General features: G+C 39.3%; 29 protein-coding genes. 15 read left to right on the top strand and 14 right to left on the bottom strand.

Annotation, left to right across the window (positions count from 1 at the left end; all coding sequences use genetic code 11):
- Window positions 1-3 precede the first annotated feature (3 nt).
- The 7 genes from OD757_RS04070 to dapD all read right to left on the bottom strand — a co-directional run bounded on the left by OD757_RS04070 (window position 4) and on the right by dapD (window position 4,707).
- Window positions 4-573, bottom strand: coding sequence for a CAP domain-containing protein (locus OD757_RS04070; protein ID WP_263030931.1), 570 nt, complete (start codon window positions 571-573; stop codon window positions 4-6).
- A 116-nt stretch (window positions 574-689) separates the two neighbouring features.
- Window positions 690-1,154 (bottom strand): peroxiredoxin, encoded by a 465-nt coding sequence (locus OD757_RS04065; protein WP_263030930.1) that lies wholly within the window; start codon window positions 1,152-1,154, stop codon window positions 690-692.
- A gap of 18 nt (window positions 1,155-1,172) precedes the next feature.
- A complete protein-coding gene (locus OD757_RS04060; protein WP_263030929.1) occupies window positions 1,173-1,859 on the bottom strand; it encodes a diphthine--ammonia ligase in 687 nt (228 codons plus the stop codon).
- A gap of 95 nt (window positions 1,860-1,954) precedes the next feature.
- Window positions 1,955-2,371 (bottom strand): hypothetical protein, encoded by a 417-nt coding sequence (locus OD757_RS04055; protein WP_003650267.1) that lies wholly within the window; start codon window positions 2,369-2,371, stop codon window positions 1,955-1,957.
- A gap of 16 nt (window positions 2,372-2,387) precedes the next feature.
- Entirely contained in the window at window positions 2,388-3,056 is a 669-nt protein-coding gene (gene queC / locus OD757_RS04050) for a 7-cyano-7-deazaguanine synthase QueC (protein WP_004790702.1), read from the bottom strand.
- Window positions 3,057-3,096: 40 nt separating this feature from the next.
- Complete coding sequence (gene queE, locus OD757_RS04045; RefSeq protein ID WP_016137359.1) at window positions 3,097-3,807, bottom strand: 7-carboxy-7-deazaguanine synthase QueE; 711 nt, start codon at window positions 3,805-3,807, stop codon at window positions 3,097-3,099.
- 78 nt (window positions 3,808-3,885) lie between these two features.
- Window positions 3,886-4,707, bottom strand: a complete 822-nt coding sequence (gene dapD / locus OD757_RS04040) for a 2,3,4,5-tetrahydropyridine-2,6-dicarboxylate N-succinyltransferase (RefSeq protein WP_263030928.1) — start codon at window positions 4,705-4,707, stop codon at window positions 3,886-3,888.
- A 294-nt stretch (window positions 4,708-5,001) separates the two neighbouring features.
- Between dapD and carO the strand changes: the two genes are divergently transcribed.
- Entirely contained in the window at window positions 5,002-5,742 is a 741-nt protein-coding gene (gene carO, locus OD757_RS04035; protein WP_005307508.1) for an ornithine uptake porin CarO type 3, read from the top strand.
- An 89-nt stretch (window positions 5,743-5,831) separates the two neighbouring features.
- Here the strand turns inward: carO and OD757_RS04030 are convergent, their stop codons facing one another.
- The 6 genes from OD757_RS04030 to OD757_RS04005 form a co-directional block, all read right to left on the bottom strand.
- On the bottom strand, window positions 5,832-6,755 hold the full coding sequence (locus OD757_RS04030) for a CysB family HTH-type transcriptional regulator (protein ID WP_009393590.1): 924 nt from the start codon (window positions 6,753-6,755) through the stop codon (window positions 5,832-5,834).
- Between the two features lie 71 nt (window positions 6,756-6,826).
- Window positions 6,827-7,888, bottom strand: coding sequence for a sulfate/molybdate ABC transporter ATP-binding protein (locus tag OD757_RS04025; RefSeq protein WP_263030927.1), 1,062 nt, complete (start codon window positions 7,886-7,888; stop codon window positions 6,827-6,829).
- 11 nt (window positions 7,889-7,899) lie between these two features.
- Entirely contained in the window at window positions 7,900-8,784 is an 885-nt protein-coding gene (cysW, locus tag OD757_RS04020; protein ID WP_009393600.1) for a sulfate ABC transporter permease subunit CysW, read from the bottom strand.
- A complete protein-coding gene (cysT, locus tag OD757_RS04015; protein ID WP_034679088.1) occupies window positions 8,781-9,614 on the bottom strand; it encodes a sulfate ABC transporter permease subunit CysT in 834 nt (277 codons plus the stop codon). The genes cysW and cysT overlap by 4 nt, the downstream gene beginning before the upstream one ends.
- Window positions 9,615-9,694: 80 nt before the next feature.
- Complete coding sequence (locus OD757_RS04010) at window positions 9,695-10,303, bottom strand: alpha/beta hydrolase (protein WP_263030926.1); 609 nt, start codon at window positions 10,301-10,303, stop codon at window positions 9,695-9,697.
- A gap of 30 nt (window positions 10,304-10,333) precedes the next feature.
- Window positions 10,334-11,341 carry a sulfate ABC transporter substrate-binding protein gene (locus OD757_RS04005; protein WP_263030925.1) on the bottom strand — a complete coding sequence of 336 codons (1,008 nt, stop codon included), beginning with the start codon at window positions 11,339-11,341 and terminating at the stop codon, window positions 10,334-10,336.
- A gap of 263 nt (window positions 11,342-11,604) precedes the next feature.
- Here OD757_RS04005 and pabC point away from each other — a divergent pair, with 263 nt between their 5' ends.
- From pabC to OD757_RS03985, 4 genes are all read left to right on the top strand, one after another.
- Window positions 11,605-12,417 carry an aminodeoxychorismate lyase gene (pabC, locus tag OD757_RS04000; RefSeq protein ID WP_263030924.1) on the top strand — a complete coding sequence of 271 codons (813 nt, stop codon included), beginning with the start codon at window positions 11,605-11,607 and terminating at the stop codon, window positions 12,415-12,417.
- Between the two features lies 1 nt (window position 12,418).
- The gene (gene mltG / locus OD757_RS03995; RefSeq protein WP_263030923.1) at window positions 12,419-13,489 is read left to right on the top strand and encodes an endolytic transglycosylase MltG; all 1,071 of its coding nucleotides are present in this window, start codon (window positions 12,419-12,421) and stop codon (window positions 13,487-13,489) included.
- Between the two features lie 9 nt (window positions 13,490-13,498).
- A complete protein-coding gene (gene tmk / locus OD757_RS03990; RefSeq protein WP_263030922.1) occupies window positions 13,499-14,098 on the top strand; it encodes a dTMP kinase in 600 nt (199 codons plus the stop codon).
- 137 nt (window positions 14,099-14,235) lie between these two features.
- Window positions 14,236-14,652: a PaaI family thioesterase gene (locus tag OD757_RS03985; RefSeq protein WP_016137371.1), complete on the top strand. Its 417-nt coding sequence runs from the start codon at window positions 14,236-14,238 to the stop codon at window positions 14,650-14,652.
- Between the two features lie 56 nt (window positions 14,653-14,708).
- Here OD757_RS03985 and nadB read toward each other — a convergent pair whose 3' ends face one another.
- The gene (gene nadB, locus OD757_RS03980; RefSeq protein WP_263030921.1) at window positions 14,709-16,352 is read right to left on the bottom strand and encodes an L-aspartate oxidase; all 1,644 of its coding nucleotides are present in this window, start codon (window positions 16,350-16,352) and stop codon (window positions 14,709-14,711) included.
- 230 nt (window positions 16,353-16,582) lie between these two features.
- Between nadB and OD757_RS03975 the strand changes: the two genes are divergently transcribed.
- The 10 genes from OD757_RS03975 to pdxJ all read left to right on the top strand — a co-directional run bounded on the left by OD757_RS03975 (window position 16,583) and on the right by pdxJ (window position 25,213).
- Window positions 16,583-17,959, top strand: a complete 1,377-nt coding sequence (locus OD757_RS03975) for a Do family serine endopeptidase (RefSeq protein WP_009393584.1) — start codon at window positions 16,583-16,585, stop codon at window positions 17,957-17,959.
- A gap of 124 nt (window positions 17,960-18,083) precedes the next feature.
- Entirely contained in the window at window positions 18,084-18,536 is a 453-nt protein-coding gene (locus OD757_RS03970) for an acyl-CoA thioesterase (RefSeq protein WP_263030920.1), read from the top strand.
- 174 nt (window positions 18,537-18,710) lie between these two features.
- Window positions 18,711-20,528 (top strand): translation elongation factor 4, encoded by a 1,818-nt coding sequence (gene lepA / locus OD757_RS03965; protein WP_009393568.1) that lies wholly within the window; start codon window positions 18,711-18,713, stop codon window positions 20,526-20,528.
- A gap of 77 nt (window positions 20,529-20,605) precedes the next feature.
- Window positions 20,606-21,433, top strand: a complete 828-nt coding sequence (gene lepB, locus OD757_RS03960; protein ID WP_263030919.1) for a signal peptidase I — start codon at window positions 20,606-20,608, stop codon at window positions 21,431-21,433.
- A gap of 24 nt (window positions 21,434-21,457) precedes the next feature.
- Window positions 21,458-21,832 carry a DUF4845 domain-containing protein gene (locus OD757_RS03955; RefSeq protein ID WP_005307477.1) on the top strand — a complete coding sequence of 125 codons (375 nt, stop codon included), beginning with the start codon at window positions 21,458-21,460 and terminating at the stop codon, window positions 21,830-21,832.
- Window positions 21,804-22,496 carry a ribonuclease III gene (gene rnc, locus OD757_RS03950; protein ID WP_034679083.1) on the top strand — a complete coding sequence of 231 codons (693 nt, stop codon included), beginning with the start codon at window positions 21,804-21,806 and terminating at the stop codon, window positions 22,494-22,496. Before OD757_RS03955 ends, rnc begins: the two co-directional genes overlap by 29 nt.
- An 11-nt stretch (window positions 22,497-22,507) precedes the next feature.
- The gene (gene era / locus OD757_RS03945) at window positions 22,508-23,530 is read left to right on the top strand and encodes a GTPase Era (protein WP_263031015.1); all 1,023 of its coding nucleotides are present in this window, start codon (window positions 22,508-22,510) and stop codon (window positions 23,528-23,530) included.
- Between the two features lie 17 nt (window positions 23,531-23,547).
- Window positions 23,548-23,751, top strand: a complete 204-nt coding sequence (locus tag OD757_RS03940) for an NF038104 family lipoprotein (RefSeq protein WP_004790744.1) — start codon at window positions 23,548-23,550, stop codon at window positions 23,749-23,751.
- A gap of 9 nt (window positions 23,752-23,760) precedes the next feature.
- On the top strand, window positions 23,761-24,474 hold the full coding sequence (gene recO / locus OD757_RS03935; protein WP_034679079.1) for a DNA repair protein RecO: 714 nt from the start codon (window positions 23,761-23,763) through the stop codon (window positions 24,472-24,474).
- Window positions 24,475-24,487: 13 nt separating this feature from the next.
- A complete protein-coding gene (gene pdxJ / locus OD757_RS03930; protein ID WP_263030918.1) occupies window positions 24,488-25,213 on the top strand; it encodes a pyridoxine 5'-phosphate synthase in 726 nt (241 codons plus the stop codon).

Raw genomic sequence — 25,213 nt, 5'->3', positions numbered from 1 at the left:
CTTTTAACGTGTACTAAATTGTTGAGTCCAATAACTCTTTTGCTTTACAGACTGATCAGAAGCACAAGCGATTGCGTAAGTTGTGAATTTTGGATTCATTAGATTACTACAATGTAGAGGGCTCGACAGCCATTTAGACATAACTTGCCCTAAAGTTTTCTGGCCACTAGCGACATTTTCACCATTGGCTTTACCGAGTGTATTATAAAGTTTTAAGCGTGATTTTAAGTCTAGACCCGTTGAGCCAACATGCCCGAGAAAGTTATGTGCTGCCATATCTTGGCTATGAGAAAGTGCTCCTTTATATAAACTGTTACTCCAACTTAGTGGTTTGGTTGCAGGGAAATACTGCTGACCACATTGGCGTGATTGCTGTCGGATCTGATTAATTGTGTTTAGTACAGCTTGTTGGTAGGCTGAATTTTGTAAATCTTGGCAGCTTATTTCATTGGAATTTTTTTGAATTTGAGCAATTGATGGGGTGGTGTTAATTGGTATGATTAAAGTATTTGCACTACATGCACCAATAAAAAGAGTAGCAGGCAGTAAAGAGCAGGTTTTGAGTAGACTCATATCAATGCCATAAAATAATTATTCTAATATTTTTATGATACGCCAAAGTCAAATTGTTGGGTAATAGTTTGCAAACAAAAAAGCGAGCAAGAAACTCGCTTTTTTGTTTGTTAAGTTTATGAAGCCGTCTGGAGGGTTTTTAAGTCTTCTAGAACTTGTTCTGCATGCCCAGCAGCTTTAACTTTGCGATAGCTTTTAACTAAAGTTTTGTTATGGAAAATAAAAGTAGAGCGTTCAATACCCATTACTTTTTTCCCATACATATTTTTTTCTTTAATTACATCGAAGTGCTGACACAATACTTCGTCTTTATCACTAATTAGATCAATCGTAAGCGCTTGCTTTTCAGTAAAGTTTTGATGTGCTTTTACTGAGTCACGTGAAATACCAAAAATACGTGCACCTAAAGCATCAAACTGATCTTTCAAACAAGAGAATCCAACTGCTTGTGTTGTACATCCTGGAGTTGAATCTTTAGGGTAGAAGTAAATGATTAACCATTCATTTTCGACCTCAGTCAAGTTCACTTCGCCTTGTGTTGTTGGGAACACCTGATCTGGTAATTGGATATTCTCAGTCATTTCTCATCCTTCAAAAAGCTAAATTTGATCTAATTCAAGTGGTAAAAAAGCATATTCTTCATGATAAACAATATCGAGCTTTCTTACAGGAATTGGTTTGTTAAAAATTGGGCCATCAATCACAGTCGTATGAAACTCACCACCTTCACCACATGGATCAACGCCACGGTTTTCAAGTTCATGGATATATTTTAGAGTTAAAGTTTTTCCTAAATCTTCAATTGTCATTCCTAGTTTTAAATTTACTGTCACAATGACACTACGGAAACCAAGATTGATAAATTCTTCAACAACCTCACGGTGTGGACGGAGCCAAAGAGGCATTCCTAATTGAAGACCCACTTGTTGAGTAATCCGATCATGCCAACACCCATGTTCAGGCATATCTAGGTCGCCTGTAACAAGTACCTCGGCACCTAGTTGTTTGGCTTGAATGAGTAATTCAATAAATTTAGCTTCATAGTCATTCCAGCTTGATGAAGCCATAAATATGGGTAGGCCAACTGCTTCAGCTTGAGCTTGAATAATATCAAGTGGCATAGCATGCGAACGAGAGCGTTGGCCTTGTTCTTCAAGCATGATAATGAGTCCACTCACCGTGCCAGTTTTCATTGCATGGTAAAGTGCAAGGGAGCTGTCTTTACCACCACTGAATGAGACAATAGACGTTTTGTTTATTGCGTTGGTTTTCCATTGTTCTTGCATGGTTTATTTCGAATGAATTGGTCAAATCGATATCATTTTAACAGAGGTACAAAAAAGCCTGCATAAATGCAGGCTTAATTTGAAATAACTAAAAATTATTTTTTAGGAGCTTGTTGTTGAGCTGCTTTCATTGCATCTTCAGTTAATTTTTCAAGCTTAGTTGTTAACTGAGGGCCGAAACATGCTTTAAGATCACGGTTTTGTTGTTGTACAAATCCTAGAGAGCTTGGGCTTTTCTTCGCATTGATTGCACTTTGGATTTCCCATTTTTGTGCTTCAGTCACTTTACCTTGTGCTTCAACTTGGCAACTACAGAATTTGCTCACTTCAGATGAGCTTAGTTTGCCACCTTTAGCTGTTTGATCTTTACAAACGTTAACTAATGCACCTTTAACATTAGTACTTTTATATGCTGCTTGAACTGGGTTTTCGGCAGCATGTGCTGCACCAGCCATAAGAGCAACTGTTGAAAACAAAGATGAAAGAATAAGATTTGATTTTAACAACTTCATAAATTTTACCTACTTATTACGGTATATAGCGTGTTGGGTCGGCAACACCAGCCTCGATAAAGCCTTCTTTACGCAAACGGCAACTGTCACATTTGCCACACGCACGTCCTTGAGCATCTGCTTGATAGCAAGATACCGTTTGACTATAGTCTACGCCATGTTCAATCCCTAAACGTATGATATTCGCTTTGGATAAATGTAACAGGGGTGTTTCAAACTTAAGTGGTTTTCCTTCTACGCCAGCTTTAGTTGCTAAGCGTGCCATATTGGCAAAAGCATCAATAAATTCAGGACGACAATCAGGATATCCTGAATAATCAACAGCATTGATACCAATAACAATCGCTTCGGCATTAAATACTTCGGCTGCCGCTAGAGCATAAGAGAGGAAAATAGTGTTACGCGCTGGTACATAAGTTACAGGAATACCTTCTTGTAACTGTTCTGGTACGGCAATGTTGTGATCTGTAAGTGCAGATCCACCTAAATTAGCCAAATCGATATTAATTACACGATGTTCAACACCTGCACGTTGAGCTAATGCTTTTGCTGCATCAAGTTCAGTGGTTGAGCGTTGACCATACATAAAACTAATAGCAATACATTCATAGCGTGCTTGTGCCCAAGCTAGGCAAGTGGTTGAGTCTAAGCCGCCTGAAAGTAAAACAATGGCACGAGGGCGCATATTTTTCTCCATATTCGGAATAATTTATTTTATTGAATGATTAACGTCCTGATTCATCGTTCCAGAGCAGTTTATGTAACTGGAGTTGGAAGCGAACAAGGAGTTTATCATCAAGTATCCACTGTGCCAGATCACGTGCTAAACGCGGCAGGCCAACAGCACCTTTTTCAACTGCAAAGGCAGGGGAGAACCAAACGGTACTGACTTTTTTATGCAGTTGATATTTTTCAACTTGTTGCTTTGACCATTCATAGTCTTCGCGATTACAAATGACAAATTTAATTTGGTCATGTGCAGTCAAATGATCAAGATTACTGATGAGGTTGCGATGTTCTTCACCAGAAGTTGGAGTTTTTAAATCGAGAACTTTAGAAACACGCGAATCTACTTTTGAAACATCGAGCGCGCCACTGGTTTCCAAAGAAACATCAAAGCCTGCTTCACATAGACGTTGTAATAAAATCAAACAGTTTGGCTGTGCAAGAGGTTCTCCACCCGTTACACAAATATAAGGCGTTTGAAATTGTGTAGCTGTTTCAATGATATGTTCAAGTGAAAAGCGTTCACCACCTTCAAAAGAATAAGTGGTATCACAATAGCTACAACGTAGCGGACAGCCTGTTAGACGGATAAATACAGTCGGTAGGCCAGAGGCGTTTGCTTCACCCTGCAACGAGTAAAAAATCTCGGTAATGCGTAAACCGGACGCAGGGTCTGAGACAGGAATTGCAGAGGAACGTAAGGAAGCCATTCTAGAAATACCACACTATATAAAAAATAAAATCTCTACGATCAGTGTTGACCGTAGAGATGTTTGATCAAACTGAAATTAGTCAGCGCGTAACAAATCGTTCAAACTAGTTTTTGCACGTGTCTGTGCATCAACTTTTTTCACAATGATTGCAGCGTATAAGCTGTATTTACCATCAGCAGAAGGTAGGCTACCTGCTACAACAACTGAACCTGCTGGAACGCGACCATAATGGATTTCGCCAGTTTCACGGTCATAAATCTTAGTTGATTGACCAATGAAAACGCCCATTGAAATTACTGAGCCTTCTTCAACAATCACACCTTCAACGATTTCTGAACGCGCACCAATAAAGCAGTTGTCTTCAATAATAGTTGGATTCGCTTGTAATGGTTCTAAAACACCACCGATACCTACACCACCAGACAAGTGAACATTTTTACCGATTTGTGCACATGAACCTACAGTTGCCCATGTATCAACCATTGTGCCTTCATCTACATAAGCGCCAATGTTGACATAAGATGGCATTAACACTACGTTTTTAGCTTGGAAGCTACCACGACGTGCCACAGCAGGAGGAACAACACGAACACCTGCAGCTTTAAATTGTTCTTCAGTCCAACCAGAGAATTTAGTTTCAACTTTGTCGTAGAAACGAAGATCACATGACTCGATTGGCTTATTGTCATTTAGTTTAAATGATAATAAAACAGCTTTTTTTAACCATTGATGAACAACCCATTCACCATTGATTTTTTCAGCAACTCGAAGTGTACCGTTATCTAAACCAGCAATTGCTTCTTCAACAGCTTGGCGGATTTCGCTTGAGCAATCTGCTGCAGTAAAATTTGCGCGGTCTTCAAATGCTTGCTCAATGATCGTAGAAAGCTGAGACATGATCTTCCTTCCATAAAAAATTTTAAAGATTTTACACTAATTTGTGACAAGAATCTTTGAAAAAACGTGTTACGTTTAATTGAGGATATAAATAGGTTAAATCAAAATAAGCTTATTAGATAATCAAGTGTTTTTTACACAAAAATGATTTGAAAATAAAAATTTAACTCAATTTGTATCAAAAAATAACAGAAATCTAGCACTTTTTGTATAAAAAAGACACTAAGCTCTCTTTATTATGATTTCAGTCACAAGATGAATAAATTAAAAACAGAGCCTTTTGAGGAGAAAACTATGAAAGCATTACGTGTATTAGTAACAACAACAGCTTTATTCGCTGCTGGTGCTGTAATGGCAGATGAAGCTGTTGTTCATGACAGCTACGCATTTGACAAAAACCAATTAATTCCTGTGGGGGCGCGTGCTGAGGTAGGTACAACTGGTTACGGCGGTGCTTTATTGTGGCAAGCAAACCCATATGTAGGTTTGGCACTTGGTTATAATGGTGGTGACATTTCTTGGTCTGATGATGTGAAAGTCAACGGTTCAACTTATGATCTAGATATGGACAATAACAATGTCTATTTAAATGCCGAGATTCGTCCATGGGGTGCAAGTACTAACCGTTGGGCTCAAGGCCTATATGTAGCGGCTGGTGCAGCATATCTTGATAATGATTACGATTTATCTCGTAATGTTGATGCGACTCGTTCATTCCGTGTCAATAATCAAGACTTCCTTGCTAATGAAGGCGGAGTAAAAATTAATGGTAAAATGTCTTATAAAAATGACATTGCTCCATATTTAGGTTTTGGTTTTGCACCTAAAATTAATAAAAACTGGGGCGTATTTGGTGAAGTAGGTGCTTACTACACTGGTAACCCAACAGTTAAACTTGTTTCAACAGGTTCAGCGACTACTACTGGTGATCAATCACTTGAAGAAGCAGTAAATGCGGAAGCTCGTAAAATCGCGAATGACGATAAATACCAATGGTTACCAGTTGGTAAAGTTGGCGTGAACTTCTACTGGTAAGATCTTAAAAAAAAACGAGCTACGGCTCGTTTTTTTTTACGTCTAATAAAATAAAAGAGCTAAAAAGCTCTTTTATTTATTTTTAATCTTTATTCATCTGGGTAAGCAATTTTCTTAAGTGCTTTAATATCAGCATCAGGTGAGCATAAAGAAATAAACTCGTAACCATAGCCGCGTAGTAAATGGCCTTTACGAACCGCAATCCATGTTGTATTGACACCAAAAATATCAGTTTTAGTTTGTTTTAAGCGATGATCACGTTCTGTGTCATAGGCCACATCATTGACAATCCCAACGCCCATGCCGAGCTCGACATAAGTCTTGATCACGTCCGCATCAAGAGCTGACATTACAATATCGGCATCAAGTTGAGCTTCTTCAAAGGCTTTGTCAATTTTAGATCGACCTGTAAAACCGCCATGATAAGTAATAAGTGGATAGTCCGCTAAAAGTTCAAGCGTAATTTTTTCTGCCTGCACTAAAGGATGATTTTGCGGTGTAATAATACTGTGTTGCCATTGATAGTAAGGAATACTTGCTAGATTTTCTTCAGTTGTTAAAGACTCTGTCGCAATTCCGATATCTGCTTCACCTTGTAAGAGCATTTCTGAAATTTCAACAGGGCTAGCTTGTTGTAAAATTAAATGAACTTTAGGAAATAACTTCTTAAATTGATTGACGATCGGAGGCAGTACATAACGTGCCTGAGTATGGGTAGTCGCGATCGTTAATGTTCCTTCATCAACTTTATTAAAGTCTTCTGCAAGGCGTTTAATATTTTCAGCATCAACTAACATGCGTTCAACGATGCCAAGAAGAGATTGACCTGGTTCGGTTAAACCTAAAAGACGTTTACCTTTTCGTATAAAAAGTTGTACACCTAGCTCATCTTCTAAATCTTTAATATGCTTACTTACACCCGATTGAGACGTGTAGAGTGCAGCCGATGCTTCGGTTAAGTTAAAGTTTTGGCGTACAGTTTCTCGGATAATTCTTAATTGTTGAAAGTTCATTAACTCTTTTCCTCAAAAGAGGTGAGGACGGGCTTTAGTTCCGCCAGATATTTCCTCACCAAATATATTTCTTAAGCAACTTGATCTGCAAATAAGTGCAGTTGAGATGCACTCACCCAAACAGTTTGATTTGGTTTAAACGCATGTAATTTTGCAGCTTCATTGCTCAGAGCAATCTCAATTAAACGTCCATTACGGTCTTGTAATTCCGCCACAACTTTTCCAGCAATCCAGATTTCACGTACAAACGTCGCTTCAATCGTATTCGCTTGCGGTTGCGAGTGAATATGTAACTCATCTGGACGGGCAAAAGCAATCACTTTTCCTTGAGGCGCTTCAACTAACGTTGGTAATTGAATAAGGTCATTGCCAATACGGATAATACCGTCTGTGTTTTCACCTTCAAAACGATTTGCCTGACCCAAGAAATCAAATACAAATGGTGTTGATGGTTTTTCATAAACTTCACGCGGTGAACCGATCTGCTCGACATTACCTTTATTCATGACAATAATCTGATCTGCAACTTCAAGTGCTTCTTCTTGATCGTGGGTCACAAAAATTGAAGTGATATGCAATTCATCGTGCAAGTTGCGTAACCAGCGACGTAACTCCTTACGGACTTTGGCATCTAGAGCACCAAATGGTTCATCAAGTAATAATACTCGTGGTTCGACTGCCAAGGCACGGGCTAAAGCAATACGCTGACGTTGTCCGCCCGAGAGTTGAGCAGGGTAGCGATCTGCCAAAAATCCAAGTTGAACTAGATCAAGTAAACGAGTAACACGTTTTTTAATTTCAGCTTCTGAAGGACGTGTTGCACGAGGACGAACACGTAATCCAAAGGCAATATTGTCAAACACAGTCATGTGACGAAATAAAGCATAATGTTGAAATACAAAGCCGACCTGACGCTCACGCACATGTACATTTGTTGCATCTTCACCTTCAAGTAACACTTGACCGCCATCAGCTGATTCTAGACCTGCAATAATTCGAAGTAGAGTTGTTTTACCGCAACCAGATGGGCCGAGTAGGGCAACCAGTTCACCTTCCGGGAAATCTAGGGAAATATTTTTAAGCGCATGGAATGCACCAAAGTGTTTTTCAATATTTTTAACTTGAATACTCATGATTTCATTCCTTACGAATCAGTTGAATGCGGTTCTGGTTTGTCTTGATGTAGTTCTAACCACGTTTTCAATATCAGTGTTAATAGGGCTAAGAAAGCAAGTAATGAGGACACGGCAAACGCTGCGCTAAAGGTGTACTCGTTATATAAAATTTCGACATGAAGTGGCAGGGTATTAGTTTCACCGCGGATGTGGCCGGAAACTACCGATACTGCACCAAACTCACCCATTGCGCGGGCATTACACAGAATCACGCCGTAAATCAAACCCCATTTAATGTTTGGAAGTGTCACTTTCCAAAAGGTTTGCCATCCTGATGCACCGAGTACAATTGCTGCTTCTTCCTCTTCAGTTCCTTGAGCTTCCATGAGTGGAATTAATTCACGTGCTACAAAGGGAACCGTAATAAAGATAGTGGCTAAAACAATTCCAGGCACGGCATACAAGATCTTAATGTCGTGGTCCATTAACCAGCCGCCTAACCAACCTTGTGCACCAAAAATCAATACGATCATTAAACCTGCAATAACGGGTGAAACCGAAAAAGGCATATCAATGATGGTGGTTAAAATTGCCTTACCTTTAAATTGAAACTTAGAGACAGCCCAAGCTGCAGCCACACCAAATATCACATTAATCGGAACTGCAATTGCTGCGGTGAGTAATGTTAACTTCACTGCTGATAATGTATCTGGATCAATCAAAGCCTGAACATAGACTTCAAGTCCCTGTTTAAATGCTTCAACGAAAACCAAAATAAGTGGCAACATCAGGCAGCTGAGAAAGAAAATCAGTGCAATGGTAATTAGGGTATAACGTACCCAAGTCGGCTCACGTGTCGCGTCACGAGATTGCAATTTCAAGGCAAGTGCATTGCTGTCTGTATGTAGGTTCATGTGACATTTCTCCCTGTACGACGGTTCGCCCACGCTTGAAGTAAATTAATGGCAAATAAAATAATGAAAGAGAGAACTAACATGACCGCAGCAATAGTGGTTGCACCTGCGTAATCATATTCTTCAAGGCGTGAAATGATCATAAGTGGCGCAATTTCTGTTTTAAACGGCTGGTTACCCGCAATAAAAATAACTGAACCGTATTCACCGACGCCGCGGGCAAATGCTAAAGCAAAACCTGTGAATAGAGCCGGTAGTAATATCGGTAAAATAATTTTAGTAATAGTTTGCCAGCGATTCGCGCCAAGTGCCGAAGCTGCTTCTTCAAGCTCGGTTTCAATATCACTAAGTACAGGCTGTACTGTTCTTACAATGAATGGAATACCAATGAAGACCAATGCCAATGTAATACCAATTGGACTATATGCGACCTGAATGCCCAAGGGTTCTAAATATTGTCCAAGCCAGCCAGTAGGGGCATAGAGCGAAGTTAGTGCAATACCTGCAACTGCGGTTGGAAGAGCAAAAGGTAGATCAACTAATGCATCAACCAGACGTTTTCCAGGAAAGTTATAGCGTACAAGGCACCAAGCCAGAAGTAGGCCAAACACAACATTAATAAAGGCTGCTATTAAAGCTGAACTAAAACTGAGTTGAAGCGATTTTAAAATACGCTCAGACGTTAAAATTTCCCATAACCCGTCCCATCCGATTCCAAATGATTTGATAAAGACTGCGGCTAATGGAATAAGCACAATAAAAGATACATAGGCGAGGGTGAAGCCCAAAGATAGACCAAACCCAGGCAGCACTCGGGATCGCTGCGACATGATATTTCCTCAAAGAGAAAAGCCTGCTGAAACCAGTAAGCGAATAAATAAAGATAAACGATGCAATATAAGGATGGGTATTAAGCAAATTTCAAAGAGAAATGAGTCTTTACCGGGTCGATAGATGAGTGACTACACATCGAATCTTCTGGAATCAAATAATTCAGCAAATCCGGAAACGGTCCAAAACCTGAGGCAACATTAATATGGCCGACTTCACCAAGGTTAACCGGATTTAATTTCCATGCATTCGCAAGTTGTAAAGCATCAAAAAAGCCGAGCCACGGATCATTTTCACTAATGAGAAGAGATGTTGGCACATCAATCTTTAACTGATGAAAATACGCTTTGAAGTCGGTCAAACTATGTCGAGCAAATCCTGCTTCCCCAAAGCGTGCTGGATTTGCTGGAGCGACTAAAATAAGTTTCTTAACTCGGTTTTTTAACTCTGGATACTCTGCTAGAGCAGCCACACTTGTTAAGCAACCAAAGCTATGAGCAACAATTTGTATAGGAGCTGGCGCTACTTGAACTGTTTTAACGAATTGCTCAACCCATTCGCTTAATACGGGTCTATCCCAGTTTTTTTGCTCAACACGAGAACTAGACACGAGTTTACGCTGCAACCAAGATTGCCAATGCTGTTGTTCACTTCCACCTACACCCGGAACAATTACAGTGTGAATCATGTCTGTTCTCCTTATCTTTAGTACAAAGAATTACTTCTCTGCACTATTGATTTTCACGATTTGATCGAAAACACCACCATTGTCGAAGTGTTGTTTTTGTACCTTCGTCCAACCACCAAACTCTTTGTCGATCGTAACGAGTTTCAATGGCTTAAATACATTGCTGTATTTCTTAAGAACGGCTGCATTACGCGGGCGGTAGAAGTTACGTGCTGCAATTTCTTGGCCAGCTGGTGAATACAAGTAGTTGAGATAGCCTTTAGCAATGGTTAAGTTGCCTTTTTTAGTTGCATTCTTTTCTACAATTGCGACTGGAGGTTCGGCCAAAATTGAAAGAGACGGGGTAATAATTTCGAATTTGCCTGGTTGTTCACGAAGAGCTAAATGAGCTTCATTTTCCCAAGCTAGTAATACATCACCAATACCACGTTCAGCAAAAGTTGTGGTTGCACCGCGTGCACCAGAATCTAGAACTTTAGTGTGCTTATAAATTTGACGGACATACTCTTGTGCTTTTGCATCATTGCCACCTGGTTGATGTTTTGCCCAAGCCCACGCTGCTAGATAATTCCAACGGGCACCACCTGAGGTTTTCGGGTTTGGTGTAATAATTTCTACGCCTGGTTTGATTAAATCAGCCCAGTCTTTAATTTGCTTTGGATTACCTTTGCGTACCAAAAACACAATTGTTGAGGTATATGGGGTAGAGTTTTGTGGCAGTTTTTTCTGCCAGTCAGTTGGGAGTAATTTTGCTTTTTCAGCAATTTCGTCAATATCAGCTGCAAGCGCTAATGTCACTACATCTGCATTTAAGCCATCAATCACTGCACGAGCCTGTTTGCCAGAACCGCCGTGTGACTGTTTGAACTCAATATCTTGACCAGTACGTTGTTTCCAGTAAGTACCGAACTGTTTATTGAAATCTGTATATAACTCACGAGTAGGGTCGTAAGAAACGTTTAAAAATTCTTGAGCTGCAAATGATGAAACAGATAGAAGTGCAGCGATAACCCCGACTTTTAATTGAGAAAAACGCATGAGATAAGTCCTCAAAAAATATGAAATGTTCAAAACATGAACGCAGAATAGCGCTAGTCTTTATTCTAAAAAAATAATAAAAAACGAATTTAATATGAAAAAAATAGAAATAGTAAAAAGAGATAAGTAATTCTTAAATCTTGATATAGAACAAGTTTCAAAAGTAGATATGAAATCGGTATAATTTTTTAAAATCAGTCATTTATTATTTAAATGAAAGGTGTTGTATTGTTGGGTGGTTTTTAGCAAAGGGTGAATTAAACATGTGGTGTTTTAAAAATGGGCAACCTGTTGAAACCATTCCTTTACTGGATCGAGCATTTCATTATGGGGATGGATGCTTTACCACAATTCGTGTTTTTGAAAATAAAATTGAGCTTCAAGAAAGACATTGGGAGCGTCTAAAACTTGCATGTCAAAAACTGTCTTTAACTGCGGATTTTGAATTAATAGAGCAGAGCTTACAACAACTACAAAAGCAGAATCTCGTGCTGAACGGCACTTTAAAAATTGTGATTAGTCGTGGTGAAGGTGAACGTGGTTATAGTTTGCCAAAGCATGACGCCGATATTTATATCTGGTTTTATCCGAAAGCTTTAGAGCAATTTCAGCCAGACTTTATCCAGTGCGGAGTTTTAAATCAGGCTTTAGGTTTAACCATGCCGAGCTTGGTTGGGCTTAAATCTTTAAACCGTCTTGAGCAAGTATTGCTAAAAAAAGAAGCAGACCAACTAGGGTGGGCTGAAGCATTAGTTACTGATGTACAAGGTTATATTGTTGAAGGGATCAGCAGTAATTGTTTTATTCGTTTAAATGATAGATGGATTACTCCGGAACTTCGCTATAATGGCGTCCACGGTGTAATGCGGGCAGAAATTTTGGCGCGCATGCAGCACCATGATATTGCCTGTGAAGTACGTGTAATTGAATTAGATGAAGTATCTGAAATACAAAGTCTATTCTTTTGTAATGCTTTAAACCCCATGCGAGTAGTCACTCATTTAGGGGATAAAATGCTAGAAACACAGGCATGCATAGATTTATTTCATCTCCTTAACTTAAATCAGATTCATTAATATGCCGAAGCCACCTGTGAATGCGAAAGCAAAAAACGCCAAGAAAAATAACAAAAAACAAGCTCCAAAATTTTCTAAGCGATTGGTTCTAATTGGCCTTTTTATTGTTTTAATTTCTACTTTTGCCATTTTATGGTCGAGTCTATTTAAAGCTTATCCTATTGAAGGCAAAAAACAGATGTTATCGATTACATCTGGTGAAACCTATTCTGGTTTTATTGATCGTTTGGCGAAAGAAGGCAAAATTAGCTTTCCAGTGGTATTGAAGCTTTATCAGAAATTTATGATTCATGACAGCATGAAAGCTGGTGTGTATGAAATTGAACAGGGAATGAGTGTAAGAGAAGTATTAGAGATGTTATCTGATGCGGATAATGCTCAGATGAACCGTGTTTTGGTGATTGAAGGTACAACTTTTAAACAGCTTATTACTGCACTCAAAAATGATAAAAACGTAAAAAATACAATATTAGATTTACCAGATGATCAGCTGATGAAAGCACTTGGCATTCCTTATGGTCATCCAGAAGGATTATTTGCACCGAATACGTATTTCTTCGCTAAAGGCGAGAATGACAAGAAAATTCTGACCGATTTATACCACCGTCAAATGAAAGCTCTCGATGCAGCTTGGGCAAATCGTGCGCCGAATTTACCTTATAAAGATAAATATGAAGCATTAATTATGGCTTCTATTGTTGAGAAAGAAACAAGTTTAGACAGTGAACTTACACAAGTTTCTGGCGTTTTTGTTCGCCGTTTAAAACTCGGTATGCGTTTACAAACAGATCCAACTGTTATTTACGGAATGGGTAATAACTATAAAGGCAACATTACCCGAGAAGATCTCCGTACTCCAACAGCATATAATACTTATACAATTAATGGCTTACCGCCAACTCCAATTGCTTTACCAAGCCAAAAAGCTATTGAAGCAGCGTTACATCCAGATGACTCAAACAACATCTACTTTGTAGCGACTGGTAATGGTGGGCATAAATTTACGGCAAGTTTGCAAGCGCATAATCAAGCGGTGCAGGACTATTTATCCGTGTTGAGATCGAAGAAATAAGGAAAAGAGATGTTTATTAGCTTTGAAGGCACGGAAGGGGTAGGTAAAACTACACTCATTCGAAAAATTCATCAGTATTTTGAAGAGCAAGGTAAACAAGTTGTTTTAACACGAGAGCCGGGCGGCACACCGCTAGCTGAACAAATTCGTTCGATGCTTTTGGCAGTGAACCATGACGAAAATATGAGTCATGATACAGAGTTACTACTCATTTATGCGGCACGTGCTCAACACTTACAACAGGTCATTTTGCCAGCTCTAGAATCTAATAAAATTGTATTAAGCGATCGTTTTACTGATGCAAGTTTTGCTTATCAATGTTCTGGTCGTGGTTTAAGCCAACATAAATTACAGCTTTTAAATCAGAACTTTGTTTCACGCATGCCAGAGGTGACTTTCTGGTTAGATGCACCAATTGAACTCGGGATGGACCGTGCACGTGAACGCGGAGCTTTAGACCGTTTTGAACAAGAAAAGTTAAGTTTTTTCACTAAGGTCCGTGAAGGTTATGAAACCTTGTGGAAAGCTGAACCGGAGCGTATTAAGCGATTAGATGCAACACAAAGCCCTGATCAGGTATTTGAGCAAGCTTTGCAATATTTAGGCTAAGCAAGTGGGTGAGCCACTCTCATATTTTACGGGAGTGGTGAAAAATGACGTTAATTCTGATTTAAAACGTCATAGAAAATATCTGTTATTTTCTTATGCTATCTTACATATGATTTACAGATTGAAGAATAACAAGGATGAAAAGCTCAAAAGAAGAAATCGTGGCATTTCTTGAAAAGGAATTTCCACCAAGTCTTGAACATTGCACGATTGAATCAGTCACACCCAAAGCAGCGGTTGTTTATTATCATGTCGATCAAAGACATCAACGTCCTGGTGGCACCATATCTGGCCCAACCATGATGACTTTGGCAGACTTTGCTTTATATATTGCGATATTAGGGGAAATCGGCATTGTTGGTTTAGCCGTAACCACCAACTTTAATATTAATTTTTTAAGAAAGCCCGCAGGTGATCAAGACTTACGCAGTGAGTGTAAACTCATGAAAGTCGGAAAGAGCTTGGTGGTAGGTGAGGTCTGGATTTATTCAGTAGGGTTGGATGAACCCGTTGCGCATGTGACCGCGACTTATTCAATTCCACCTAAATCATAAATATCAAAGTAAACAAAAAGCACAGTCTGAACTGTGCTTTTTTATAGAAAAACAGCTTAAATATCAGTATTAACCAATGGCTGTTCTACTGCAAAATTTGGCGGTGTTAGAACTGTTTTACGAATCTCACTCGACGTTTCTGGATAATCGAGGGTGTAATGTAGACCGCGTGATTCTTTGCGTTGCATAGCACAGCGAACAATCATTTCCGATACTAAAACAAGGTTACGTAGTTCAATCAGATTTTTACTAACACGGTAGTCTTGATAATATTCAGTGATTTCACGCTTTAACATTTCAATACGGTGTAAAGCACGTTCTAAACGCTTCGTGGTTCTTACAATACCAACGTAGTTCCACATGGTCGAACGTAACTCATCCCAGTTTTGTAAAATAACCACATCTTCATCTGGATTGGTTACTTGAGAGTCATCCCAAGTTGGCACTTCTGGTAATTTGAATTTTTCATCAAATTTATTTTCAATATCTTTTGCTGCGCTCATACCATAAACGAAGCACTCAAGTAATGAGTTACTTGCCATACGGTTTGCACCATGTAAACCCGTATAAGAAGTCTCACCAATCGCATATAAGCCTTCAATATCTGTCTGGCTATTTGAGTCAACTACAACACCACCACATGTATAGTGAGCTGCTGGCACCACTGGAATCATGTCTTTGGTAATGTCGATACCTAACTCAAGCAATCGTGCATAAAGTGTAGGGAAGTGCTCTTTAATAAACTCAGGTGATTTGTGGGTAATATCTAACCACACGTGACGAATACCGAGACGCTTGATTTCGTGGTCAATTGTACGTGCGACAATATCGCGAGGAGCCAGTTCTGCACGATCGTCAAAACGCAACATAAAACGTTCGCCATCAGGTAGGCGCAAATAAGCACCTTCACCACGCATAGCTTCGGTAATTAAAAAAGAGCGGGCTTGTGGATGGTACAGGCAAGTTGGATGGAACTGATTAAATTCCATATTGGCTACACGGCAACCTGCACGGAAGGCCATTGCAATACCATCACCTGTGGCAATATCCGGATTAGATGTGTATAGATAAGCTTTCATTGCACCGCCGCAAGCTAGCGCGGTGAATGGTGCAAGGAAGGTATGAACCTTTTCAGTATTTTCATCTAATGCATATAAACCAATAGCGCGATTCGCTTGGTCGGTATGGCCTACTTTATGCGAAGTAATTAAATCAATCGCAATATAGTTTTCAAAAATAGTAATATTTTTACGTTCTTTGGCACGCTCAACCAAGGTGGTTGAAATGGCTTTACCTGTTGCATCAGCTGAATGGATAATGCGGCGCTGAGAGTGACCACCTTCGCGAGTTAAGTGAAGTTGCTCATCTTCATCGAGAGTAAATTGCACGCCTTGCTTTAAAAGAAAATCAACAGAAGGACGACCTCCTTCTACGGTATGTTGTACCGCATCCATTTCACATAAATGAGCACCTGCAATCATAGTGTCATTAATGTGCTGTTGAATAGAGTCGGTCTCATCCAGAACAGCAGCAACACCACCTTGAGCATAGAAGGTACTTGCTTCGGTTAAAGCAGCTTTGGCTAAAACTGCAATATTAAAATGATTTGGTAACGATAAAGCCAGACTTAAACCAGCACCGCCGCTGCCCACAATAATCACGTCAAAGTGGTGAATTGTCTGTAAATTAGGCATGTCCATTCGCAACAATCTAAAACGTCCGCTAATGACACCCCTTTTTATCTAAAAAGGCAAGAGCCTAAGCGCTCTAACTCAGAGAAAAATTGCAATTGGCTTAAAAAGTTGCAATGCGTAAAATAATGATTGTGATGATGTCTTACAAATAAACATATTGTTACGCACAACCCCAAAGCGTTGTGATACAACAGTTTTATTCTTATTCTCGTAGACCAATTGTGGGTGAGCACCGAATGAAAACTCGCTATTTACAACAAGGAATGTATGCAGCGGTATTTACAGTTGCTGCTGTTCAGGCAAATGCTGCTGTTGATTTTTCAAACCTCGTTGAACAAGTTAGTCCAGCAGTGGTGAGTGTAAACGTCGTAAAAAAAATGACTCAGGATGAATTATTGCAGCAGCAAGTTCCTGAAATTTTAAAACGTTTCTTTGGAAATCAGGTCATCATTCCACAGCAACAAGGTCCACAAGAAAAAACCGCATATGGTAGTGCATTCTTTATTAGTAAAGATGGTTACCTACTTACAAACCACCATGTGATTGAAAATGCCTCACGCATCAGTATTACTTTAAATGACCGCCGTGAAATTGATGCAACGGTGGTTGGTAGTGATGAGCGTACAGACGTTGCCTTATTAAAGGTGACCGGAAATAGCTACCCAGCTTTAAGAGTAGGGAATGTTGACCGTTTACGTGTCGGAGAACCAGTTTTAGCCATTGGTTCGCCTTTTGGTTTTGACTACTCAGCTTCGGCAGGTATTGTCAGTGCTAAATCACGAAATATGAGTGGTGAAACTTCGGTACCATTTATTCAAACTGATGTTGCGTTAAACCCGGGTAACTCTGGTGGTCCATTGTTTAACCAAAATGGTGAAGTGGTCGGCGTAAACTCTCGAATATTTAGTGGTACTGGCGGCTATATGGGCTTGTCTTTCTCTATCCCGATTGACGTAGCGATGGATGTTGCCGAACAGCTTAAAACTAAAGGTAAGGTAACACGCTCTTATCTTGGTGTGATGATGCAAGATATTGACCGAAACCTTGCAGAGGCCTATAAATTACCAAAACCTGAAGGTGCTTTAATTACTCAAATTTCTCCGAACTCGCCTGCACAAAAAGCAGGTCTTAGAGCTGGGGATGTGATTTTAAAATTAAATGGTGCATCTGTACTTCGTACGAGTGATTTACTCTATGCGTTAAATAAAGTACAGCCAAATCAAACTGTTCAGTTTGAAGTATTACGTGATGATAAAACCCGTAATATTTCTGCGACCTTAACGACCGCTCCAGATGAAACACCTGCCACAGGTGCGCAAAGTGCTGTATCTAAAGGACCAGTTTTAGGAATGAGTATTCGTGATTTGGCTGAACCAGAGAAAAGTGCTTTAAGTGTAAAAGGTGGTATCTACGTACAAGATGTTCGCCGTGGTGGCTTAGCATCATTGTCAAATATCATTCCGGGTGATGTGATTGTTCAAGTCAACAATAACCAGATTTTAAATAGTCAGGATTTTGCAAAAGTTGTTTCTAATTTGCAAAAAAATACGGTAGCTCGTGTTGCCATTATTCGTCAAGGACAACGTGCAATGCTAGGTTTACGTATCCAATAAACTTAAAAAAGCAACAATGAGCCACCCTAAACATGGGTGGTTTTTTGTTATTTATCTTGAGCGTATAGTGATATCTACCTACACTTCTTTCAGTTTAAAAGTTAATAAATAAGAGTGAACATTTGTGAGTAGTATTTTTGATTTACATATTCAGGTACAGCCACATCATATTGATGCGTTAGGACATGTAAATAATGTGATGTATGTACAGTGGATGCAAGATGTCGCTGCTGCTCATGTTGAAACATTAGGAGTAGGGGTAACTAAATATCTTGAGCTAAAACATGCAATGGTCGCGGTTGAGCATCATGTGCAATATCGTAAAGCTGCATTTGAAGGCGAACAACTTGTATTGCGCACATGGTTAGATGACATTAACGCTCTTTATTCGTTCCGCCAGTATGTATTTTTCCGTCCATTCGATCAGGCTGTATTATTTGTTGGAAATACCAAATGGGCATGTATTGAAATTGCTACAGGACGCCCAAAACGAATGTCTCCAACTTTTACTCATGCATATAAGCCGCTTGATTCAAGCATAAACCCTTATGATTTTACCGTTTCATATGCTCGATAACCTAAAGCAATATGCTCGCGGTGATTGTCCTTGTTAAAACATATGTACAAAGCTCATGATTATTTTGGATACTTTAAAATATCCATCTGTTATAATCTCACGCAATTTATTTAACTGCTTTGGCTGTGTATTAAAACAAGCTACATAGCACTCTATATTTTCTCAAGGTAACCCATGGCGCAAGCTAAAAAATCCGTCGATATCAAAAATATACGAAATTTCTCGATTATTGCTCACATTGACCATGGTAAGTCTACATTGGCTGACCGTTTTATTCAGATGTGTGGTGGTCTACAAGATCGTGAAATGCAAGCTCAAGTCTTAGACTCAATGGAGCTTGAGCGCGAACGTGGGATTACCATTAAAGCCGCTTCTGTCACGCTGTATTACACCCATCCTAATGGTCAGGAATATCAACTTAACTTTATTGATACTCCTGGACACGTAGACTTCTCGTATGAAGTTTCTCGTTCATTAGCTGCATGTGAAGGTGCGCTATTGGTTGTAGATGCTGCACAAGGTGTAGAAGCACAATCAGTGGCAAACTGTTATACAGCAATTGAACAAGGTCTCGAAGTTCTTCCTATTTTAAATAAAATTGATTTACCGCAGGCTGAACCTGAACGTGTAATTCATGAAATTGAAGAAATTATCGGAATTGAAGCAACTGATGCACCAACCTGTTCGGCAAAAACTGGTTTAGGTGTTGAAGGTGTTTTAGAGCGTTTAGTCGATGTTATTCCAGCGCCTGAAGGCGATCGTGATGCTCCATTGCAAGCATTAATTATCGACTCATGGTTTGATAACTACTTAGGTGTAGTTTCTCTTGTTCGTATTAAACAAGGTCGTATCCGTAAGGGCGACAAAATGTTGGTTAAATCGACAGGACAAACTCATCCGGTAACTTCAGTAGGTGTATTTAATCCTAAGCATACTGAAACAGATATTCTTGAAGCTGGTGAAGTAGGTTTTGTTATTGCGGGTATTAAAGATATTTTTGGTGCACCAGTAGGTGACACTATTACGCTTGCATCTACACCTGATGTTGCGATTTTACCGGGTTTTAAAAAGGTTAAACCACAGGTTTACGCTGGTCTTTTCCCGATTGATGCGAGTGATTTTGAGCCATTCCGTGAAGCGCTACAAAAATTGCAGATCAACGACTCGGCTTTATTCTTTGAACCAGAAAGTTCTGATGCACTAGGTTTTGGTTTCCGTTGTGGCTTCTTAGGGATGCTACACATGGAGATTGTACAAGAGCGTTTAGAGCGTGAGTATGATCTTGATCTCATCAGTTCTGCACCTACCGTAATTTATGAAGCATTAACCAAGAAAGGCGAAACGATTTATATCGATAGTCCATCAAAAATGCCAGACGGATCTACTGTAGAAGATTTGCGTGAACCGATTGCAGAATGTCATATCCTTGTTCCGCAAGAATATTTAGGGAATGTAATGACCCTATGTATTGAACGCCGTGGTGTTCAAAAAGATATGAAATTCTTGGGTAATCAAGTTTCTATTACCTTTGAAATCCCGATGGCTGAAGTCGTTATGGATTTCTTTGATAAATTAAAATCATGTTCTCGTGGTTTTGCATCGCTTGACTATAACTTTGTGCGTTTCGAAAGTTCAGCTTTAGTTAAGGTTGATGTATTAATTAATAGTGACAAGGTTGATGCCTTGGCTATGATTTGTCACCGTAATGACGCGCGTCATCGTGGTATTGCATTGGTTGAGAAAATGAAAGATTTGATTCCTCGCCAAATGTACGACGTTGCTATTCAAGCGGCTATTGGTGCACAAATTATTGCTCGTTCTACTGTAAAAGCGATGCGTAAAAACGTATTAGCAAAATGTTATGGTGGTGACGTTTCGCGTAAGAAAAAACTACTTTCTAAACAAAAAGAAGGTAAGAAACGTATGAAACAAGTGGGAAGTGTTGAAATTCCACAAGAAGCGTTCTTGGCTGTATTGAAAGTAGAAAGATAAGAAATGAGGGTGGGGGAAGTGAGATATTGCTTTTCCCCACTTTAAGAGACAAGCAGCTAGGCTGCGAGTGAGGTCGTGTGGATTTTGATTTTAATTTAATTCTTGTTCCGGTTACGCTGATTCTATTTGCAGTGTGGTTGTTAGATAAACTTGTATTCAAACAGCGTGCAAATAAAGGGCGCGGGAACGAAAATTTTGTTATTACATGGGCCTATGACTTTTGGCCAGTTTTAGCTGTAGTTCTTGTACTTCGTTCATTTCTTTATGAACCATTTAATATTCCATCAGACTCTATGGTACCTACTTTAGAAACTGGTGATTTTATTTTGGTTAATAAATTTGATTATGGTGTGCGTTTACCTATCGTCAATAAGAAAATTATTGATGTAGGAGAACCAAAACGTGGTGATGTGATTGTATTCCGTTATCCACCTCAACCTACCATCAGCTATATTAAACGTGTAATCGGTTTGCCAGGTGATCATATTGTTTATGATCATGGACAATTGACTATTAACGGACAAAAAGTACCGAAAGTATCAACACAGTTTAGTCGTGAAAAAGATGTGTTAGATACCCCAACGTCTATTTATCATAAAGAGACGATTGGTACGCACACCTTTACGATGCGTGAACTTGAAGGCGTAAATGTGGCGCGTCAAGCACCGTTTATCAACTATGTTGAAAATGGTAAATATGCCAACCAAGACGGTTTATATTGGGAAGTGACTGTTCCAAAAGGACATTACTTTGCAATGGGGGATAACCGTGATCAAAGTGCAGACAGTCGTTTTTGGGGTTTCGTTCCTGAAGAAAATTTAACAGGGCGAGCATTCTATGTCTGGATGCATAAAGAACCGGGTTTACATCTTCCTAACTTTGGCCGAAATGGAAAAATAGATTAAAAACAACCATTAGGAAAAAAAGAAATGCGTAAGGCACAACAAGGTACTTCGTATTTAGCAATTTTATTTGGGGTGGTTATATTTGCGGTTGCAGTAAAAGCTGTACTTGCAGTTTGGCCAGCATATTGGGATGATCGATTGATTAATAATCAAATAGAAGAGCTTTTACAAGAAAGCTCTTCTGACATCACCCCGCAGAAGTTTATGACACAAATGGATCAGCGACTGGAAATGAACAATATTCGTGATCTTCATTTCAAAGAGATTGCGCAAGTGTTTAATGAGTCTGGTCTAAAAGTCCAAAAGAAATATGAGGTAAGAAAACCCTTCTTATCAAATATTGATTTAGTTTTAACATTTGAGAAGAGTTTTGATAAAACATCAGTTCAAACTAAGTGATCCTCGCTTATTGAGTCGAATCGGATATCAATTCAAGCAGCTTGAATTGTTACAGTTAGCCTTGACTCATCGTTCGGTGAGTCATAAATACAATTACGAGCGCTTGGAGTTTTTAGGCGATTCATTACTAGGCATGATTGTTGCCAATTATCTATATCATGCCTATCCAAATGAAAACGAAGGTCGTTTAACGCGTATGCGAGCGACTTTAGTACGTCAGGAAGCTTTAGGTAAGATTGCAACCGATTTGCAACTTAGCCGGTGTTTAATATTAAGTACGGGCGAATTGAAATCTGGCGGTCATCATCGTGAGTCAATATTGGCTGATACGGTAGAAGCTATTATTGGTGCAATTTATATTGATAGTGGTGATCTCAACTTACTTACCGATATTGTGCTAAAATGGTATGTACCCTATTTAGACCATATCGAACCTACGGATCAACTTAAAGACCCGAAATCACGTTTACAAGAGTATCTACAAGCACGTAAAAAACCTCTCCCTGTTTACGAGGTTGTAGATATTCAGGGTGATGCACCTCACCAGCACTTTAAAGTTGAATGTTTGATAGATGGTTTATCAAAGATTCATGGTGAGGGTTCAAGTCGTCGTTTTGCCGAGCAGGCAGCAGCGGCGGAAATTTTAAAGTTATTGGAGCAATAACCTGCATGTCGATGCATTCTGATCAAATCAATCCAGATTCAAATGAGAACCAAGATCCTAATAATCTGATTGATCAATTTTTTAGTTCCAAAGGCGTGACAATTCCTTCGGATTTTAAGAGCGGATTTGTGGCGATTGTAGGACGTCCAAATGTGGGTAAATCTACCCTCATGAACCATTTATTAGGTCAAAAGCTTTCTATTACTTCGCGTAAACCTCAAACAACACGTCATAAAATTATTGGTATTGATTCGCGTGAAAAAATGCAGGCGGTATATGTAGATACCCCAGGTATGCATAAAAAAGAAGTACGCGCTATTAATAAAATGATGAACCGTGCAGCTCATTCTGCATTACGTGACGTCAATTTGGTCTTATTTGTTATTGATGCCTATAAGTGGACTCCAAATGACGACTTAGTGCTTGAAAAACTCAAGAATGCTGAAATGCCAGTTATTTTGGTGATTAACAAGGCTGATACTTTTGAAGATAAAAGAGATATTCTTCCTTTAATTCAAGAGCGCGCCAAGCTTATGAATTTTGCCGAGATCGTTCCTGTATCTGCATTACGCGGAGCAAATCTGGAACACTTGAGCGAAACAATTGAAAAGTATCTTCCTTATCAAGCACCTTTGTATTCATTTGATCAGATTACTGACCGTTCTGAACGCTTTTTAGCTAGCGAAATTATTCGTGAGAAAATCATGCGTCAGTTAGGTGAAGAACTACCTTATGATTTAACAGTACAAATTGAATCTTTCAAAACGGAAGAAGAGACTGTTAATGAAAAAACGGGTCGTTTAAAACCAGCTTGTACTTATATTGATGCAACGATTTTTGTAGATCGTGCTGGCCAAAAAGCGATTGTGATTGGTGAAAAAGGTGCCAAGCTTAAAACAATCGGTATGGATGCTCGTAAAGACATGGAAAAGATGTTTGAGCAAAAAATTATGCTCACACTTTGGGTAAAAGTGAAAGGTGGCTGGTCTGATGACGAGCGTGCTTTAAAAAGCTTAGGATATAGTGATATCTAAAGGATAAGGATACTGGTATGAAAACAATTACATCATTGGTCGCTATAATTGGATGTACTTTGATGTTGCAAGGTTGTGTATATAAGCTTGTAACCGTACCAGTAGGTATCGCCTATAAAACTACAAAAGGTGTTGTCAAAGGTACAGCAGCGGTTGTAGGGGCGGTAATTCCTGATGGCGATGATGAGGATGACAAAAAAGAAAAAGAATCTGAGGAATAGTTTCTTTTTATGATGCGCAATGAAGTCCTTCATGGATATATGATTCACCACCGTAAGTACCGTGAGAAAAGTCATATTGTGCATCTTTTTACTCAGGAGTATGGGCGAGTCGATGGTATTTTAAGACAGACTCCGCCCCCTCAGTATCAACCTATCCGATTGCAGGCAACGGGTAAAAGTGAATTAAAGAATTTTACTAAGCTTGAAATCTTAAATCAGCCAGTTTTCTTTTTTGGTGATGCTTTTTTTGCCGGATTTTATTTAAATGAAGTTGTTCTTAGACTTTGTCCGTTAGAAGAGACAATGCCACAAACTTTTGAGCAATATCAGTTAACGTTACTTCAATTACAACAATTATCTTCTCATGAAAATCCTGACCTTTTTCTTAGGCAGATTTTGCGCCAATTCGAGCATGTTTTACTTCCTGAACTTGGATACGCGATTGATTTCTCAATTGATACCCAACAACAACCGATTCAGGCTCATCAGTTTTATCAATTTCAAGTGACAGAAGGCTTCGCTCCTGTTGTGCAAGCGGGTCGTTCTTCTTTGTCAGGGAAAGCAATTTTGTCTATGTTGGATTATGAGCAAGGGCAGGATTTTTCTCACGAACAATTGCAATTATTAGGTAAACTATACCGTCAAATGATTACATCGCTTTTAGGAGACCGTCCCCTAAAAAGTCGACAATTGTGGATTCAAAATACTCAAACTCAATCGTAATTAGGATTTATTTATGGCTGCATTGCTTGGTGTAAACATAGACCATGTTGCTACTTTAAGACAGGCGCGCGGTACTACTTACCCAGACCCTGTAGAAGCTGCTCTTATTTGTGAACAAGCTGGTGCAGAAGGGATTACCTTGCATTTGCGTGAAGATCGTCGCCATATTCAAGATGATGACGTGCGTCGTATGCGACCATTACTAAAAACACGTATGAATCTAGAGTTGGCTGTTACTGATGAAATGGTCGAGTTTGCGAAAGAAATTCAACCACAGCATGTCTGCTTTGTTCCTGAAAGACGCCAAGAAGTAACAACTGAAGGTGGTTTAGATGTAGTCGGTAACTTTGAAAAAGTTAAAGCTGCAACTCAGACTTTGGCGGCTATTGGTTGCGACGTATCATTATTTATTGACGCTGATTTAGCTCAAATTGATGCAGCAGTTGCATGTGGCGCACCTACGATTGAGTTGCACACCGGTGCATATGCAGATGCAACAACAGAGCAAGAGCAACAGGCTGAGTTGGCGCGTATTATCAAAGGTGTTGAATACGCAGCTTCAAAAGGTTTAGTTGTAAATGCGGGTCATGGCCTTAATCTTAAAAATATTGTGCCAATTGCAGCTATTCCACAAATTCATGAATTAAATATTGGGCATTCAATTATTGCTGAAAGTGTTTTTGTAGGTCTGGTTCAAGCTGTTAAAGATATGAAAGCAGCAATTCAGGTGGCAGGTTAA

This window comes from Acinetobacter sp. AYS6, from assembly GCF_025630795.1.
In the GTDB taxonomy this organism is placed as follows: Bacteria; Pseudomonadota; Gammaproteobacteria; order Pseudomonadales; family Moraxellaceae; genus Acinetobacter.
The sequence above is the reverse complement of the archived record's forward strand: the minus strand, read 5'-3'. Positions and strand labels throughout refer to the sequence as shown.

Coding starts and splice junctions, on each gene's coding strand:
- OD757_RS04030 (WP_009393590.1), bottom strand. CDS start 6,755: ATGAACTTTCAACAATTAAGAATTATCCGAGAAACTGTACGCCAAAAC.
- carO (WP_005307508.1), top strand. CDS start 5,002: ATGAAAGCATTACGTGTATTAGTAACAACAACAGCTTTATTCGCTGCT.
- queE (WP_016137359.1), bottom strand. CDS start 3,807: ATGGCTTCCTTACGTTCCTCTGCAATTCCTGTCTCAGACCCTGCGTCC.
- OD757_RS03940 (WP_004790744.1), top strand. CDS start 23,548: ATGAAAACAATTACATCATTGGTCGCTATAATTGGATGTACTTTGATG.
- OD757_RS04065 (WP_263030930.1), bottom strand. CDS start 1,154: ATGACTGAGAATATCCAATTACCAGATCAGGTGTTCCCAACAACACAA.
- lepA (WP_009393568.1), top strand. CDS start 18,711: ATGGCGCAAGCTAAAAAATCCGTCGATATCAAAAATATACGAAATTTC.
- OD757_RS03985 (WP_016137371.1), top strand. CDS start 14,236: ATGAAAAGCTCAAAAGAAGAAATCGTGGCATTTCTTGAAAAGGAATTT.
- OD757_RS04005 (WP_263030925.1), bottom strand. CDS start 11,341: ATGCGTTTTTCTCAATTAAAAGTCGGGGTTATCGCTGCACTTCTATCT.
- OD757_RS04010 (WP_263030926.1), bottom strand. CDS start 10,303: ATGATTCACACTGTAATTGTTCCGGGTGTAGGTGGAAGTGAACAACAG.
- mltG (WP_263030923.1), top strand. CDS start 12,419: ATGCCGAAGCCACCTGTGAATGCGAAAGCAAAAAACGCCAAGAAAAAT.
- cysW (WP_009393600.1), bottom strand. CDS start 8,784: ATGAACCTACATACAGACAGCAATGCACTTGCCTTGAAATTGCAATCT.
- dapD (WP_263030928.1), bottom strand. CDS start 4,707: ATGTCTCAGCTTTCTACGATCATTGAGCAAGCATTTGAAGACCGCGCA.
- era (WP_263031015.1), top strand. CDS start 22,508: ATGCATTCTGATCAAATCAATCCAGATTCAAATGAGAACCAAGATCCT.
- OD757_RS04025 (WP_263030927.1), bottom strand. CDS start 7,888: ATGAGTATTCAAGTTAAAAATATTGAAAAACACTTTGGTGCATTCCAT.
- OD757_RS03955 (WP_005307477.1), top strand. CDS start 21,458: ATGCGTAAGGCACAACAAGGTACTTCGTATTTAGCAATTTTATTTGGG.
- OD757_RS04070 (WP_263030931.1), bottom strand. CDS start 573: ATGAGTCTACTCAAAACCTGCTCTTTACTGCCTGCTACTCTTTTTATT.
- OD757_RS03975 (WP_009393584.1), top strand. CDS start 16,583: ATGAAAACTCGCTATTTACAACAAGGAATGTATGCAGCGGTATTTACA.
- tmk (WP_263030922.1), top strand. CDS start 13,499: ATGTTTATTAGCTTTGAAGGCACGGAAGGGGTAGGTAAAACTACACTC.
- recO (WP_034679079.1), top strand. CDS start 23,761: ATGATGCGCAATGAAGTCCTTCATGGATATATGATTCACCACCGTAAG.
- pabC (WP_263030924.1), top strand. CDS start 11,605: ATGTGGTGTTTTAAAAATGGGCAACCTGTTGAAACCATTCCTTTACTG.
- OD757_RS04060 (WP_263030929.1), bottom strand. CDS start 1,859: ATGCAAGAACAATGGAAAACCAACGCAATAAACAAAACGTCTATTGTC.
- nadB (WP_263030921.1), bottom strand. CDS start 16,352: ATGGACATGCCTAATTTACAGACAATTCACCACTTTGACGTGATTATT.
- cysT (WP_034679088.1), bottom strand. CDS start 9,614: ATGTCGCAGCGATCCCGAGTGCTGCCTGGGTTTGGTCTATCTTTGGGC.
- queC (WP_004790702.1), bottom strand. CDS start 3,056: ATGCGCCCTCGTGCCATTGTTTTACTTTCAGGCGGCTTAGACTCAACC.
- pdxJ (WP_263030918.1), top strand. CDS start 24,488: ATGGCTGCATTGCTTGGTGTAAACATAGACCATGTTGCTACTTTAAGA.
- OD757_RS04055 (WP_003650267.1), bottom strand. CDS start 2,371: ATGAAGTTGTTAAAATCAAATCTTATTCTTTCATCTTTGTTTTCAACA.